This is a genomic window from Rhizobium sp. PvP014 (genome assembly GCF_017876855.1).
GTDB classification, from domain to species: domain Bacteria; phylum Pseudomonadota; class Alphaproteobacteria; order Rhizobiales; family Rhizobiaceae; genus Neorhizobium; species Neorhizobium soli.
Genome location: NZ_JAGIOT010000001.1, coordinates 681,772 through 695,606, shown reverse-complemented (window position 1 = coordinate 695,606; position 13,835 = coordinate 681,772). Strand labels below are relative to the sequence as shown.

Below are 13,835 nucleotides of genomic sequence, written 5' to 3'. Positions count from 1 at the left end.
TAGTGGAGGCGCGCGGCGAGTCCGGATAGCGTCTCCCCCTCGAAAACTCGTAAGGATCGGCAGCATGAACGAACCGCAGGAGTTTGCGCACAGCACCAATGGAGATCGGTGGTTTATAGAGCCCGCTCCCGAGAACCAGCACCCAACAGTTATTCACCGTGGCAACTTGCCGTCCGGTGGCCACGAAACGCGGATTCCAGTGGACGTGTTCTTAAGTCAACACCCACGTGGCCCCGAGCACGACGCGCTTGAGCGGATGCTATCTGCACTTCCCGTGAGGAACTCCACGATTGAGACTGGGACTGCGTCCGGCCTGTCGATGCTGGCCCATCAGTATCTGCGTCTCGGTGGTCGTCGCAGCGCTACGCGTGCATGGGGAACCGATACCAAAGAAGCTGAGGATTTCTGGAACGAGAATATCGCTGTGCTCGACGCCGTGGGAAGGCGTGAAGTCGAGACGTATCTGCCGACGATCGGAGGTCCGTGATCTCTGGTCGACTATAGCAGTAGTCGTAGCCACGGGCATCAAACAAGATCGGCCGCGCAGGCTGCGGGCCGAGTTCATTCGATGTCGGGCTGGTGTCAGGCCTTCTTGGCGCGCTTGGCAATCAGGGCAGCAGTCGCCGAGGCGCGGTCTTCAATTTCTTTTGCAAGGCGCGCAGCCTTGAGCCGAGCCGTCTTTGAGTCACGTTCGGCGACGTGTGCGTTTAATTCTGCGACCGCTTCGACGCGGGAGAAAAACTGGGTCTGGGTCTGAGCAAATGCGGCTTCCGCACGCTCGCGCGACTTCGACATTGTTTCCGTCATTTCTTATCCAATCCTGGCGGTAGACGCCAAATAAGAAGGCCGAGCACGTATGCTCGGCCCTCACCAACTGCTACTTCGACAGTGCCAGTACATCCGTGGTCAAAGCGAAGCAAAAATCGAATTAAGCAGCCTGAAGGTTGCAGGCCGACATCTTGCCCGACTTTGCGTCGCGCTCAAGTTCGTAGCCCAGCTTCTGGCCTTCGACGATTTCGCGCATTCCGGCGCGCTCGACTGCGGAGATGTGAACGAACGCATCAGCGCCGCCATCGTCAGGCTGAATGAAGCCGAAGCCCTTAGTGGAATTAAACCATTTTACTGTGCCGGTGGTCATAGTGAACCCTTTCAAAGCATAGAGAAGGTATCTGCAAAACGAGATCTTGCAGAAGGTGATAGCGATTTGTTTTGAAGAGGAAGTTCGCTCAGGCGCTTCGTTCGAAGCGCAATAACCAAAGATCAGCAAGCAAAATATCGATAAACCACAAATAGCGGCTACGCTCCCGAAAGTCAACTTTTAGTTTCCCCGGCCCGACTGGAGCGCTTTCGAAGAGGCTGAGTGAGCGACAACGGAACCGATTGTGGATCAGCTTGTTTCTGCTCAGAACGCTAGACTGGAGATCAAACCATGCAAGAAACACGTCGCCCGACACCTCCCCATCCCGCCCAGCATCAGGACCCGCCAGGCCAGACCGCATTGATGGATCCGGCGCCGGATCATGGCGAACTCTCCTACAAGGGCAATGGTCGTCTTGAAGGCAAGGTCGCGCTGATCACCGGTGCCGATTCAGGCATCGGCAAAGCTGTGGCGATCGCATTCGCCCGCGAAGGCGCGGATATCCTCATTTCGTACCTCAGCGAACACGAAGACGCTGAAGACACGGCGAAGTGGGTGCGCGAAGCAGGCCGCAAGGCAGTGGTCGTTCCCGGCGACATCAAGTCGGAGGAGCATTGCAACGCGCTCGTAAAGCGCACGGCCGATGAGCTCGGAAAAATTGACATCCTCGTCAACAATGCCGCCTTCCAGCGCACCTATGCCACCATTACCGATATCACTGCGGAAGAGTGGGACGAGACGTTCCGGACCAACATCTACGCACCATTCTTCCTATCGAAGGCGGCTGTCCCTCTGATGAAGCCGGGTAGCTCGATCATCAACACGACGTCGATCCAGTCGCGTCAACCTTCGCCACAGCTTCTCGCCTACGCCTCGACCAAGGGTGCCATCTCCAACTTCACGGCTGGTCTTGCCGAAATGGTGGCAGAACATGGGATCCGGGTGAATGCCGTCGCGCCGGGCCCGATCTGGACGCCTCTCATTCCCTCGACCATGCCGGCTGAAAAGGCGGCGAAGTTCGGCGAGCAGACCTTGCTCGGTCGTGCGGGCCAGCCAGCCGAATTGGCAGGTGCCTATGTTCTCTTGGCGTCCGACCTTGGCAGCTACATGACTGGCGCCGTCATTCCGGTGACCGGCGGCGAGATCATGATCTGATCCGTTCATTGTCGTTCGGTTTCGGGAAGGCTCGCTCCTCTCCCGAAACCGCTCTCGAAGAGCGAGTTTCGGTACCCATAGAAACACGAGCCGGATCAGAGGATGTCTCGATCCCCAAACAAACAAGCAAGGAAAACCCAATGGCCGATCATTCCCAGTCGCCTGCTGCCGCGTCTCTTCTTCGCGAACAGGCAGCACAACGCGCCCGCACTCCAGACGAAGTCCTGCAACAGGGCCTCGAGGAGACCTTCCCGGGTTCCGATCCTGTTTCATCTTCGTCCACTGCCACAGGCTTTGGCGGCCCGAGCACGAGTTCAGACGAACCGCTTGTCGATGAAGCGCTGGCATCGGTCCACGACCGCGACAACTCGGCAACTGCCAAAGCACGAGATACGCTGACAGCCCTGCGCGCCGAGCTCGAAAGTTTGAAGGACAGAGCCGTAGAGCCGGCAACCTACCGCGAGTACGCGAACGAACCCCGCCTTATTGTGGACGACATCAAGCGCGGTATCCAAAGATCTCCAATCGGAGCCGTTGGGCTTGCGGCGGCTATCGGATTTCTGTGGGGCATCACGCGATAGCCACGTTCAACCACAAGTATTTGTGACGAAAACTGGAACACCCTGCATTTCCGCCCGTTCGTTCACTAAGAGATTACGCAAAAGTGTTCATGAACGGAGAATGGAAATGGCTTTCAATGTTCTGATTGTCGAAGATCAGCCAATTATTGCAATGGGTCTGGAAGACGCTGTCGAAGCGTTGGGGCACCATTCGATTGGCGTGGCGAGAAACAGAGCGGAAGCCACGTTGCTTGCTGCCACGGCGGATATGGCATTGGTCGATGTCAACCTCGATGACGGTCCAACCGGGCCGGGCATCGGGCGCGACCTCGCAATCGCCGACATCACCGTCTTGTTCATGACTAGCGATCCGGGCGCGCTGGGGGCGGGCGTGAAGGGAACGCTTGGCGTGATGGAGAAGCCGATCCTCGATCTCGAGGTCGTGAAAGCAATCCAGTACGTAGCGGACAGACGCGCCGGGATCGAGGGCACGTGTCCGCCGGACCGCCTCAGAACGTTTCCCGTCACAAAGCAGTAAGGACCGGCGTCGTCCCGATATAGTGTCGGGGCGACCATTAGCCGCTCGCAGCGCGTCGTCTATCAATTATCCGTCGTGTGCCCGAATAATATCGAGGAACGCGTCGCCATAGCGCTCAAGTTTCGCTTGCCCGACGCCGGATACACCAAGGAGCGCGTCGTGGGTTGTCGGCCGCTGCGTTGCAAATGCGATCAGCGTCGCATCGGCGAATACGACGTAGGGAGGGATCGCCAGATCCTTCGCAATCGTCATTCTCATCTTGCGCAATGCCTCAAACAAGACCGCGTCGGTTTCTCCCAACTGCGACCTTGGGTTTTTCGAGCCTGCCGTTTGCCCTCGTGGCGTCTTGCGGCCGGTCACCGGGTCCTTGCGGAAACGGACGGTCCGCTCGTGGCGGAAGACATCGCGTGCCGAAGGCTCCAGTTTCAAAGCCCCGAAAGCCTGGTGATCGACGCGCACCAGGCCTGCGGCCAGAAGCTGGCGATAGACGGACTGCCACGTCTTTTGCGCCAGATCCTTTCCCGCACCGAAGACCGGCATGTCCACATGGCCAAAGCGACGTGTCTTTTCGTTGTCATTGCCGAGCAGGACATCGATCAAATGGCCGGTACCGAACCGTTCCTCTGTTCGATACACGGCAGCGAGCGCCTTGATGGCGGCCTCGGTTCCGTCCCAGGTGTCCACGGGCTTGATGCAGGTATCGCAGTTTCCGCAATGCCCCGCATGCTCTTCTCCAAAATGTGCGAGGATCGCCTGTCGTCGGCAGCCGGCCGTCTCGCAGATCGCAAGCAACGCATTGAGCTTGGCGCGCTCGACCCGCTTGACGTCGTCGCCGGACGTGCCGTTGTCGATCATCCTGCCGCGCTGAATGACGTCGGCCATCCCGTAGGCCATCCAAACTTCGGACGGCAGACCGTCACGACCGGCACGGCCCGTCTCCTGATAATAGGCTTCGACTGAGCTCGGCAAATCCAGGTGCGCGACGTAGCGTACATCGGGTTTGTCGATGCCCATCCCGAAGGCGACGGTCGCGACGAGGCAGAGGTCTTCCTCTTTCAAGAAGGCGTCCTGATTGGCATCGCGAACCTCCCGGTCCATACCCGCATGGTAGGGCAACGCGCGGATGCCTTGCGCACTCAGCCACTCCGCGGTTTCCTCGACCTTCGCGCGCGACAGGCAGTAGACGATACCGCTCGATCCCTTGTGATTCTCCAGGAAGCGCAGCAACTGCTGGCGCGGCTGATCCCGCTCGACGATCTCGTAGGCAATGTTCGGGCGATCGAACGATGCGGTGAAGACCCGGGCATTGCGCAGGGTGAGCCTGTCGATGAGATCTTCCCGCGTATGCGGGTCGGCGGTCGCGGTCAGCGCCATACGCGGCACGCCCGGGTAAAGGTCGGCGAGTTCACCGAGCTGCCGATACTCCGGGCGAAAATCATGCCCCCATTGCGAGACGCAATGCGCTTCATCGATTGCAAACAGCGCGACCTTGGCGTCTCCGATCAACTCACGAAACCCTGACGTCACGATCCTCTCGGGGGTCACGTACAGCATGTCGAGCCTGCCGGCCGCCAGCGCGCGTTTGACCTCGCCGAACGTTTCCCGCGGCATGGAGGAATTGATCGAGGCGGCACGGACGCCAATCTGCTTCAACGCTTCGACCTGATCGCGCATCAGCGCAATCAGCGGCGAAACAACGATGCCGACGCCGTCCCGGCAGAGAGCCGGGATCTGAAAGCACAGAGATTTTCCTGCGCCCGTCGGAAACAGCACAACCGCGTCTCCGCCCGAAACAACATGGCGAACGACAGCCTCCTGGTCGCCGCGAAAGGAAGGGTAGCCGTAAACCTTCTGCAAAACCCCGACCGGATTCGCCTGCACACCGCTTTTGCGTTCACCATCTTGGCTGGTTGATTTCGCTTGCATGAGCTCGTTCCGCCTCCATCCTTGCTCGCGAGCCATCTCACACGGCACGACCTTTGCAAAGCCCGCCGACGCAGATATCGCCACTATCCATCAAGCGGTTCGTGCCCGAATGACATTGAGGCACGAAACAAATGACCTGATAGAAAATGTCAATCGACACACCCCTAGATTTAAGGGGGCAGCGGGATCGCGACCGCGTTGCAAAATTAGCAAACGATAATATTAGATACCGATAATATGAACACTTTAGGAACATTCTAAAAACCTGTCGGCACCGTTCAAAACGGATTCCCAGACGGTCATAGAGAATATCTATCATATTCTCGTCGAAGCAGTCACCATACAGCTACTCTGAAACTGTTTGCAGAAACTGCGGACAGGCCAGCTCTCATGGGCCAGCTTTCTCAGGCCTCTCGGACGCAAAATGTCCGGCTCGCGATTGCATCGCAACATCGTGATGAAACAGCACCGTACGATTTGCCGCCTTCCGCGTTACCTGCCGAGCAACTCATCTCGGCAGCGACGGAACAGGCCAAATTACGATGATCCCCACACAGTTCTCCTACCCGAAGAAGGGGTTGCTGCCGCGGCTTGCAGCCATCGGCTGTGCCGTTGCACTTGCCGGCTGCAATCTGCAGGCAGAGGAGGAAGCAAAGCCACCGCGCCAGCCAACGGAAGTCGGGATTGTGACGGCGATGACAGAAGACGTGCCGCTCGTGAACGAGCTTGCAGGTCGCACATCCCCGTTCGAGACTTCTGAGGTCAGGCCCCAGGTGTCAGGGATCATCGAGGCTCGCTCGTTTACCGAGGGTGCTTTGGTCAAGAAGGGCGACACGCTCTACCAGATCGATGCAAGCCTGTTCGAAGCCTCGGTTGCGGAGGCACGCGCCAATCTCGAAAGCGCAAGGGCCGGCGAAGACAACGCGCGGATCGAATTCGAACGTTTAAAGCCACTGGCGCAAAAGGGAGCGGTTAGCGAGCAGGCGTTTACGGATGCCACTGCAGCGCTCCGGTCTGCCACTGCGGCCGTCGCACAGAACAATGCGAAGCTCCAGACCGCGGAGATCAACCTGCGCTACAGCAAGGTGACCGCGCCGATCAGCGGCAGGATCGGCCGTTCGCTGGTGACGACAGGTGCGCTCGTATCGGCTCAGCAGACGCAGGCCTTGGCGACCATCCAGCGCCTCGACCCAATCTTCGTCGATATTCAGCAATCCTCGACCGCGCTTTTAAAGCTGCGAGATGCGATGGCCTCGAGCGAATTGTCCAAGGACACGGCCGAGGTGCGTTTGAAACTGGAAGACGGTCAGGAATATCCGCTTCCGGGCAAACTCCAGTTTACCGATGTCACCGTCAATCCGTCGACCGGATCTGTCACACTTCGCGCCGAGTTTCCGAACCCCGACGCCATCCTGCTGCCAGGCATGTATGTCCGCGCAGTTCTCTCACAGACTCAGGCGAAGGATGCGATCCTCGTGCCGCAGCAGAGCGTGACGAGGAGCCCTACGGGAGAGGCAAGCGCGCTCGTGGTCGGCGACGGAGATACCGTCCAGCGGCGAGCGCTCCAGGTCGCTCAGGCTGTCGGCAATCGCTGGCTCGTAACCGAAGGCCTTGCTCCTGGAGACCGGGTCATCGTTGAAGGCGTCTCCAAGGTCAAACCCGACGACAAGGTCAAGATTGTCGACGTGGGTAAGAAGCAGACCGCAGAAGCAACAGAGAACAAGGCGGTCCCCGCGCTATGATCAGCCGTATCTTTGTCGATCGTCCAATCTTTGCCTGGGTGATCGCGATCGTGATCATGTTGGGTGGTATCGGCTCCATCCTGACGCTTCCGGTCGAGCAGTATCCGGATATCGCGCCGCCGCAGGTGAACATCCGCGCCAATTACACTGGGGCTTCTGCTGCAACGCTTGAAACCAGCGTGACACAGGTGATCGAGCAGCAGCTTACCGGCATCGACGGCCTCATCTACTTCACGTCGACCTCCAGCGCCGAAGGCCAGGTCACGATCGCGGTAACATTCGACAAGGGCACCGATCCCGATATCGCACAGGTTCAGGTTCAAAACAGAGTGCAGCAGGCTCTCTCTCGTCTGCCCCAGCAGGTGCAGCAGCAAGGTCTCACCGTTACAAAGTCCAACAGTGACTTTTTGCTTGTCGCCGCAGTTTACGATGAAACCGATAAGGCGAAGGATTCCGACATTTCGGACTACATTGCCGCCAATCTCCAGGAGCGGATCGGTCGCCTTCCCGGCGTCGGCGATACCAACCTTTTCGGCTCGCAATACGCGATGCGCATCTGGCTCGACCCGGGTCGTTTGTTTTCATACGGGATGATGCCGTCGGACGTCATCACCGCGATCGAGGCGCAGAATACGCAGGTTGCGGCCGGCCAGATCGGCGCCCAACCCTCCCCCGACACGCAGATGCTGAATGCGATCGTGACCGCCCGTTCGCGCCTGACGACACCGGAGGAGTTCCAGCGGATCGTCATCCGCACGGACGAAAGCGGCGCACGTGTCACCTTGGCGGATGTCGCCCGCGTCGAACTCGGACAGGAAAGCTATACGCGCTTCACCCGTTTCAACCGTCATCCGGCATCCGGCATTGCCGTTCAGCTTGCCCCCGGCGCGGACGCGCTTGAAACGGCCGAGCTGGTGAAAGCGGCTATCGATGGCGAAGCGGCAAACATGCCGGATGGCTACCGCGTCACCTACCCTCGTGACTCCACCGAGTTCATCCGGCTTTCGATCGAGGAAGTGGTGAAGACGCTGATCGAGGCGATCGTTCTTGTCGTCATCGTCATGTTCGTCTTCCTGCGCAGCTGGCGTGCGACGCTGATTCCAGCACTTGCCGTCCCGGTCGTCGTGCTCGGCACGTTCGGCGTGCTCGCACTGTTCGGATATTCGATCAACACGCTCACCCTATTCGGACTGGTCCTTTCGATCGGTCTTCTGGTCGATGACGCGATCGTCGTCGTCGAGAATGTCGAACGAGTCATGGAGGAGGAGCCGGACTTAAGCCCCCGAGACGCGACGCTTCGCTCGATGGGTGAAATCCAGACGGCGTTGATTGCGATCGCGCTGGTCCTGTCGGCGGTGTTTGTTCCGATGGCATTCTTCGGCGGCTCAACCGGGGTCATATACCGGCAGTTCTCGGTTACTGTTATCTCCGCAATGGTTCTGTCGGTCGTGGTGGCGCTGGTGCTGACGCCGGCCCTGACCGCAACACTGATGAAACCACGCGGAAAAGAGGATGCGCCAAAGCGAACTGGCGGCCTGATCCGGCGGTTTGGGACGATGTTCGACCGCGGTTACGGCTGGGTTCAAAAGACTTATCTCGCGGCCGTCACGATCGCCATCCGCAGGATCTGGCTTTCGATCATCGCCTTTTGTACGCTGGTCGGCGCCGTCGTGTTTCTCTTCCTCCAACTTCCCGGCGGCTTTCTTCCGGTCGAGGATCAGGGTTACGGCGTGGTTCAGTACACCCTTCCTCCCGGCGCAACCCGTGTTCGCACGGTCGAGACGGCAGCCGCGATCGAAGACCACTTCCTCGGACCGGAACAGGCGAATATTGCTGGCCTGTTTACGATTTCGGGTTTCCGTTTCAGCGGTTCCGGCCAGAACGTCGGTCAGGGTTTTGTGCAGTTCAAGCCATGGGACGAACGAGTGGGCGAAGAGAATGCGGCCGCCTCGATTGTGGCGCGTGCCACAGCCGCGCTCGGGCGCTCCTTGCGCGACGCCCAGTTCTTCGCGCTGACACCGCCATCGGTGCAGGGACTGGGTCAGTCCAACGGCTTCACCATGCAACTTTTGAACAATGGCGATCTCAGCCTGACGGAGTTCAAGCAGCGGCGCGACCAGCTTCTCGCTGCGGCGACGGCGGATCCGACACTTGCGCGCGTACGTCCGAGCGGACTTGAAGACGTCCCGACGTTACAGATCGACATAGACGACGAAAAGGTCGGCGCACTCGGGATCCAGCAGTCCGATGTCGATGCAACCCTGAGCGCAGCCTGGGGTGGCGTCTATGTCAACGATTTTGTGGACCGTGGGCGCGTGAAGCGGGTCTACGTCCAGGGTGACGCCGCCCACCGCGGCGCTGTCGAGGATCTCGATGGCTGGTATGTGCGCACGGCAAGCGGCGAAATGGCACCTTTCTCTTCGTTTGCCAAGACGAGCTGGTCCCAGGCGCCGACAACGCTGACGCGGTTCAACGGGTTGCAGTCCTATGAAATCCAGGGACAAGCGGGACCGGGCCTAAGCTCCGGTCAGGCAATGGACCGTATGACGGAACTGGCCGCGGACCTGCCGGGGACGTCGGTGGCCTGGAGCAGTCTCTCGTACCAGGAAAGACTGTCCGCCGGACAAGCGCCCATCCTCTACGGGCTGTCGCTTCTCGTCATCTTCTTATGTCTTGCAGCACTTTACGAAAGCTGGTCGATCCCGTTCTCGGTCATGCTCATCATCCCGCTTGGCATCATCGGAGCGGTCTGTGCGGTCACGTTGCGCGGACTGGAGAACGACGTTTACTTCCAGATCGGCCTTCTGACCACGATGGGCCTTTCCGCAAAGAATGCGATCCTGATCGTCGAGTTCGCGGAACAGGCGGAACGGGCCGGCAAGAGCGCTTACGATTCGGCCATGGAAGCCGCCCGCCTGCGGCTAAGACCGATCCTGATGACCAGTCTTGCCTTCATCTTCGGCGTTTTGCCGCTTGCAATTTCGTCCGGCGCGGGTGCACAGAGCCGCATCGCGATCGGTACGGCGGTCATCGGCGGCATGATCACGGCGACGATCCTTGCAACGCTTTACGTCCCGCTGTTTTTCGTGCTCGTACGGCGCATCTTCAGCGGTCGCAAAGCTAAGGTAGAAAATCTGGAGGCCAAGACAGAGACCGCATAGCACCAGCATGTCCGTTATAGATGTTGCTGTTTTTTTCGCGCGGTCCGGTTAAAACCTCATGATCTACTTCACCAGCGACACTCATTTTGGCGATCCCCGCGTGTTGCGCATCGACCGGCGACCGTTCCCGGACATGGTCGCGCACGACGAGGCACTCATTCAATACTGGAATGATATAGTCGGCGCTGACGACGATGTCTGGCATCTCGGCGATTTCATGTCGGTACGCGGTGGCGATTGCGATGGGCTACTGGCGAAGCTCAACGGCCGCAAACACCTGATCATCGGCAATAACGACCCGGAGACCACGACGTCGGCCAGTGGCTGGACGTCCGTGCAGCACTATCATGAGCTTCATATCGACGATGTCCATCTGATCCTCTGCCACTACGCGTTTCGCACCTGGAACAAGATGGGCAAGAAATCGATCAACCTCCACGGCCACTCGCATGGCCGGCTCAAACCGCTGCCACGGCAGTTTGATGTTGGCGTCGATGCGCAGGGGCTTCGGCCGGTAACGCTGGAGGACGTCGTCAAGAAGAAGGCAGCGCCAAAGATCGCCTCTGTCGTGACGCAGGGCGGCGGACATGCAAACGGATAGAAGAGAGCGGTTTTTGTTGAAAAGGGAATTCCAACTTCTAGGCGCTGGCGCTTTGATGGTCGCGGCTGCCTTTGCCGACCCCGTCGCTGCCGAGACCGCACCTCCGGAACCAACCAAAGAGACGGAGTGCCTCTACGAGCGGCGCGACGGCGACGAAGCGCTCTGCATCGCCAAGGAGACGTTCAACGTCGATCTCTGTCACGCAATCGAACATTTCGCGACAGAACAGAAGATCCCGCCCGCCTTTTTCGCCCGCCTGATATGGCGTGAAAGCCTGTTTCGGCCTGAAGCAGTCAGCCCTAAGGGCGCGCAGGGTATCGCGCAGTTCATGCCCGATACCGCCCGTTTGCGCGGCTTGAACAACAGCTTCAACGTCATCGACGCGCTCGATGCTTCGGCCAAATATCTCGCTGAAATGAAAGACAAGTTTGGCAATTTTGGTCTCTCGGCAGCCGCCTACAATGCCGGAGAGGCAAGGCTTCAGCGGTTTCTTGGTTCAGGAAGCCTGCCGATGGAGACGCGGGACTACGTCTTCGCGATTACAGGCTATCCCGCGGAAGTCTGGAGAGACAATGCTCCGGCGGTTGCCGCACCCGATCTGGACCCTCAAAAACCGTTTAAGGACGCCTGCGTCGCGCTGGCGGACACTCGTCGCATCAACGATCCGGTTCTCGGTGCGTCAGCCGACTGGGCGCCCTGGGGTGTCCAGCTCGCCGCGCATTATAACCCTGGCGTTGCCGGCCGGCTGTTTGCGGCCTCGGCTGCGAAACTGCCCTCGCCGCTTAATGCCGAACGCGCACTTATCGTGCGCCAGCGCGGCGGAAATTTCGGTCGTCGTCCGCGATACGCAGCCCGCATCGGTGAGGAAAGCCGGGCCGCTGCAGTCAAGCTTTGCAATGAAATCAAAGCCCACGGCGTTTCCTGCACGGTTCTCAAGAACCGCTGAACCGTTGACCCTGTGTGTGGGCGTCGACACCGTTTCCTGAGAAATCGTCGGCGGGCCTTACTCGAATTCCATGATCAGTTCATCAACCGCGAGGCTCTGGCCGGGCAATGCTGTCACCCGCTTCACCACGCCACGACGTTCCGCCTTCAGGACATTTTCCATCTTCATCGCCTCGACAGTCGCCAGCGTCTGACCTGCTTCGACCTGATCGCCCACGCCGACCGTGACCGAGGTGATGACACCGGGCATCGGGCAGAGCAGCATTCGCGACATATCCGGCGGGACCTTGACCGGCATCAGGCGTGCAAGCTGCGCAACACGCGGTGAACGCACCCGCGCCCTGACATCCATACCGCGCCCACGTAGCCGGATGGCCGATCCGATCAGATCGATTTTCACTTCGGCAACTCTGTCACCGATGGTAAAACTGGCAAGTCGCTTGCCGGGCAGCCAGTCCGAAGAGATCGCGAAGCGACTGCCATCTGCAAATACGACGGCGCTTTCTGCCGATCCGGTCTCGATCGTGACGGTTTCCTCAGCGTCTGCCAGCGCCACGATCCAGTCCTTTGCCGTCACGCGGCCAGCGGTCGCAAGCGTTCCTGAGATCTGCAGCGCCCGCTGCCTGATCATCTGATGCGCAAACGCCGCAATCACTGCCAGCGTCCGCAACGCATCCGCATCGGGTTGCACACCGGAAAAGCCATCGGGAAACTCCTCGGCGATATAGGCCGTCGTCAAGTTGCCGGAGCGAAAACGCTCCTGGCTCATGACCGCCGAGAGGAAGGGTAGGTTGTGGCCGATGCCCTCGACCTCAAAACCGTCGAGCGCTGTCGCCATCGCATCGATCGCAGCCGTCCTGTCTTTCGCCCAGGTGCAGAGCTTGGCGACCATCGGGTCGTAGTACATCGAAATCTCGCCACCCTCGAAGACGCCGGTATCGTTGCGCACGATCGTGCCATCGTGCTTGACGCCCTCGACCGGTGGACGGTAGCGGCTGAGCCTGCCGATCGACGGCAGGAAATTGCGATAGGGATCTTCGGCATAGAGCCGGCTTTCGATCGCCCAGCCTTCAAGCTTCACGTCGTCCTGGCTGAGGGCCAGCTTTTCACCGGCCGCGATTCGGATCATCTGTTCGACGAGATCGACGCCGGTAATTAGCTCCGTCACGGGATGCTCGACCTGCAGCCGGGTGTTCATTTCGAGGAAGTAGAAATTCCTGTTGCCGTCGACGATGAATTCGACTGTTCCTGCGGAGAAATAACCAACGGCCTTTGCGAGCAAGACGGCCTGCTCGCCCATCGCTTTCCGGGTCTGCTCATCGAGGAAGGGAGACGGCGCTTCCTCAATAACCTTCTGGTTTCGCCTCTGGATCGAGCATTCGCGCTCCCCGAGATAGAGCGTGGTCCCGTGCTGGTCACCGAGCACCTGGATCTCGATGTGACGCGGTTGCGTCACGAATTTTTCGATGAAGATGCGATCGTCGCCAAAGGAAGACTTCGCCTCGTTTTTGGATGACTGGAAACCTTCCCGGGCTTCGGCATCGTTCCAGGCGATCCGCATGCCCTTGCCGCCACCGCCGGCAGACGCCTTGATCATGACCGGATAGCCGATCGAGGAGGAAATCTTTACGGCCTCATCGGCATCCGCAATGAGATCCATGTGACCCGGCACGGTCGAAACGCCCGCTTCGGCGGCGATCTTCTTCGACGTGATCTTGTCGCCCATCGCTTCGATCGCCCTGACCGGCGGACCGATGAAGATGATGCCGGCTTTCTCGAGCGCTGCTGCGAACAGGGCGTTTTCCGACAGAAACCCGTATCCAGGGTGGACGGCATCTGCGCCTGTTTTCGCGACGGCATCGAGAATACGGTCGATGACGATATAGGACTGGTCGGAAGGTGCTGGACCGATATGAACCGCCTCATCCGCCATCCTCACATGCAGCGCATCACGATCAGCGTCCGAGTAGACGGCGACGGTTGCGATACCCATCCGCTTGGCGGTCCGGATGACCCGGCAGGCAATTTCGCCGCGATTGGCGATCAGGATTTTCTTGATCATGCTTGGA

The 13,835-nt window shown here is 59.4% G+C and carries 12 protein-coding genes; 8 read left to right on the top strand and 4 right to left on the bottom strand.

Going from position 1 to position 13,835, the window contains the following annotated elements; translation table 11 throughout:
* Window positions 1-64: 64 nt before the first annotated feature.
* The gene (locus J3A65_RS03165; RefSeq protein ID WP_192087528.1) at window positions 65-487 is read left to right on the top strand and encodes a hypothetical protein; all 423 of its coding nucleotides are present in this window, start codon (window positions 65-67) and stop codon (window positions 485-487) included.
* 95 nt (window positions 488-582) lie between these two features.
* Here the strand turns inward: J3A65_RS03165 and J3A65_RS03160 are convergent, their stop codons facing one another.
* A complete protein-coding gene (locus tag J3A65_RS03160) occupies window positions 583-807 on the bottom strand; it encodes a hypothetical protein (RefSeq protein WP_062459699.1) in 225 nt (74 codons plus the stop codon).
* 121 nt (window positions 808-928) lie between these two features.
* Entirely contained in the window at window positions 929-1,138 is a 210-nt protein-coding gene (locus tag J3A65_RS03155; RefSeq protein WP_062459695.1) for a cold-shock protein, read from the bottom strand.
* A gap of 291 nt (window positions 1,139-1,429) precedes the next feature.
* Between J3A65_RS03155 and J3A65_RS03150 the strand changes: the two genes are divergently transcribed.
* The 3 genes from J3A65_RS03150 to J3A65_RS03140 all read left to right on the top strand — a co-directional run bounded on the left by J3A65_RS03150 (window position 1,430) and on the right by J3A65_RS03140 (window position 3,391).
* Complete coding sequence (locus J3A65_RS03150; RefSeq protein ID WP_209899352.1) at window positions 1,430-2,293, top strand: SDR family oxidoreductase; 864 nt, start codon at window positions 1,430-1,432, stop codon at window positions 2,291-2,293.
* 140 nt (window positions 2,294-2,433) lie between these two features.
* Window positions 2,434-2,874 carry a hypothetical protein gene (locus tag J3A65_RS03145; RefSeq protein WP_062459686.1) on the top strand — a complete coding sequence of 147 codons (441 nt, stop codon included), beginning with the start codon at window positions 2,434-2,436 and terminating at the stop codon, window positions 2,872-2,874.
* Between the two features lie 106 nt (window positions 2,875-2,980).
* The gene (locus J3A65_RS03140; RefSeq protein ID WP_082471777.1) at window positions 2,981-3,391 is read left to right on the top strand and encodes a response regulator; all 411 of its coding nucleotides are present in this window, start codon (window positions 2,981-2,983) and stop codon (window positions 3,389-3,391) included.
* A 66-nt stretch (window positions 3,392-3,457) separates the two neighbouring features.
* Here the strand turns inward: J3A65_RS03140 and recQ are convergent, their stop codons facing one another.
* On the bottom strand, window positions 3,458-5,317 hold the full coding sequence (recQ, locus tag J3A65_RS03135) for a DNA helicase RecQ (protein WP_209899349.1): 1,860 nt from the start codon (window positions 5,315-5,317) through the stop codon (window positions 3,458-3,460).
* A 542-nt stretch (window positions 5,318-5,859) separates the two neighbouring features.
* On the opposite strand from recQ, the gene J3A65_RS03130 reads away from it, so the two are divergent.
* Genes J3A65_RS03130 through J3A65_RS03115 form a run of 4 tightly spaced genes read left to right on the top strand, consistent with a single transcriptional unit; the run spans window position 5,860 to window position 11,767 of the window.
* Entirely contained in the window at window positions 5,860-7,059 is a 1,200-nt protein-coding gene (locus J3A65_RS03130; protein WP_209899346.1) for an efflux RND transporter periplasmic adaptor subunit, read from the top strand.
* Window positions 7,056-10,220, top strand: coding sequence for an efflux RND transporter permease subunit (locus J3A65_RS03125; protein WP_245341424.1), 3,165 nt, complete (start codon window positions 7,056-7,058; stop codon window positions 10,218-10,220). The genes J3A65_RS03130 and J3A65_RS03125 overlap by 4 nt, the downstream gene beginning before the upstream one ends.
* Before the next feature lie 58 nt (window positions 10,221-10,278).
* Window positions 10,279-10,821, top strand: coding sequence for a metallophosphoesterase family protein (locus J3A65_RS03120; protein WP_209899343.1), 543 nt, complete (start codon window positions 10,279-10,281; stop codon window positions 10,819-10,821).
* 16 nt (window positions 10,822-10,837) lie between these two features.
* On the top strand, window positions 10,838-11,767 hold the full coding sequence (locus tag J3A65_RS03115; RefSeq protein WP_245341423.1) for a lytic transglycosylase domain-containing protein: 930 nt from the start codon (window positions 10,838-10,840) through the stop codon (window positions 11,765-11,767).
* 57 nt (window positions 11,768-11,824) lie between these two features.
* Here J3A65_RS03115 and J3A65_RS03110 read toward each other — a convergent pair whose 3' ends face one another.
* Window positions 11,825-13,828 (bottom strand): acetyl/propionyl/methylcrotonyl-CoA carboxylase subunit alpha, encoded by a 2,004-nt coding sequence (locus J3A65_RS03110; protein WP_209899340.1) that lies wholly within the window; start codon window positions 13,826-13,828, stop codon window positions 11,825-11,827.
* Window positions 13,829-13,835 lie beyond the last annotated feature (7 nt).

Excerpts from the sequence above, each read along its gene's own strand:
- J3A65_RS03165 (WP_192087528.1), top strand. The coding sequence starts at position 65 with ATGAACGAACCGCAGGAGTTTGCGCACAGCACCAATGGAGATCGGTGG.
- J3A65_RS03160 (WP_062459699.1), bottom strand. The coding sequence starts at position 807 with ATGACGGAAACAATGTCGAAGTCGCGCGAGCGTGCGGAAGCCGCATTT.
- J3A65_RS03155 (WP_062459695.1), bottom strand. The coding sequence starts at position 1,138 with ATGACCACCGGCACAGTAAAATGGTTTAATTCCACTAAGGGCTTCGGC.
- J3A65_RS03150 (WP_209899352.1), top strand. The coding sequence starts at position 1,430 with ATGCAAGAAACACGTCGCCCGACACCTCCCCATCCCGCCCAGCATCAG.
- J3A65_RS03145 (WP_062459686.1), top strand. The coding sequence starts at position 2,434 with ATGGCCGATCATTCCCAGTCGCCTGCTGCCGCGTCTCTTCTTCGCGAA.
- J3A65_RS03140 (WP_082471777.1), top strand. The coding sequence starts at position 2,981 with ATGGCTTTCAATGTTCTGATTGTCGAAGATCAGCCAATTATTGCAATG.
- recQ (WP_209899349.1), bottom strand. The coding sequence starts at position 5,317 with ATGCAAGCGAAATCAACCAGCCAAGATGGTGAACGCAAAAGCGGTGTG.
- J3A65_RS03130 (WP_209899346.1), top strand. The coding sequence starts at position 5,860 with ATGATCCCCACACAGTTCTCCTACCCGAAGAAGGGGTTGCTGCCGCGG.
- J3A65_RS03125 (WP_245341424.1), top strand. The coding sequence starts at position 7,056 with ATGATCAGCCGTATCTTTGTCGATCGTCCAATCTTTGCCTGGGTGATC.
- J3A65_RS03120 (WP_209899343.1), top strand. The coding sequence starts at position 10,279 with ATGATCTACTTCACCAGCGACACTCATTTTGGCGATCCCCGCGTGTTG.
- J3A65_RS03110 (WP_209899340.1), bottom strand. The coding sequence starts at position 13,828 with ATGATCAAGAAAATCCTGATCGCCAATCGCGGCGAAATTGCCTGCCGG.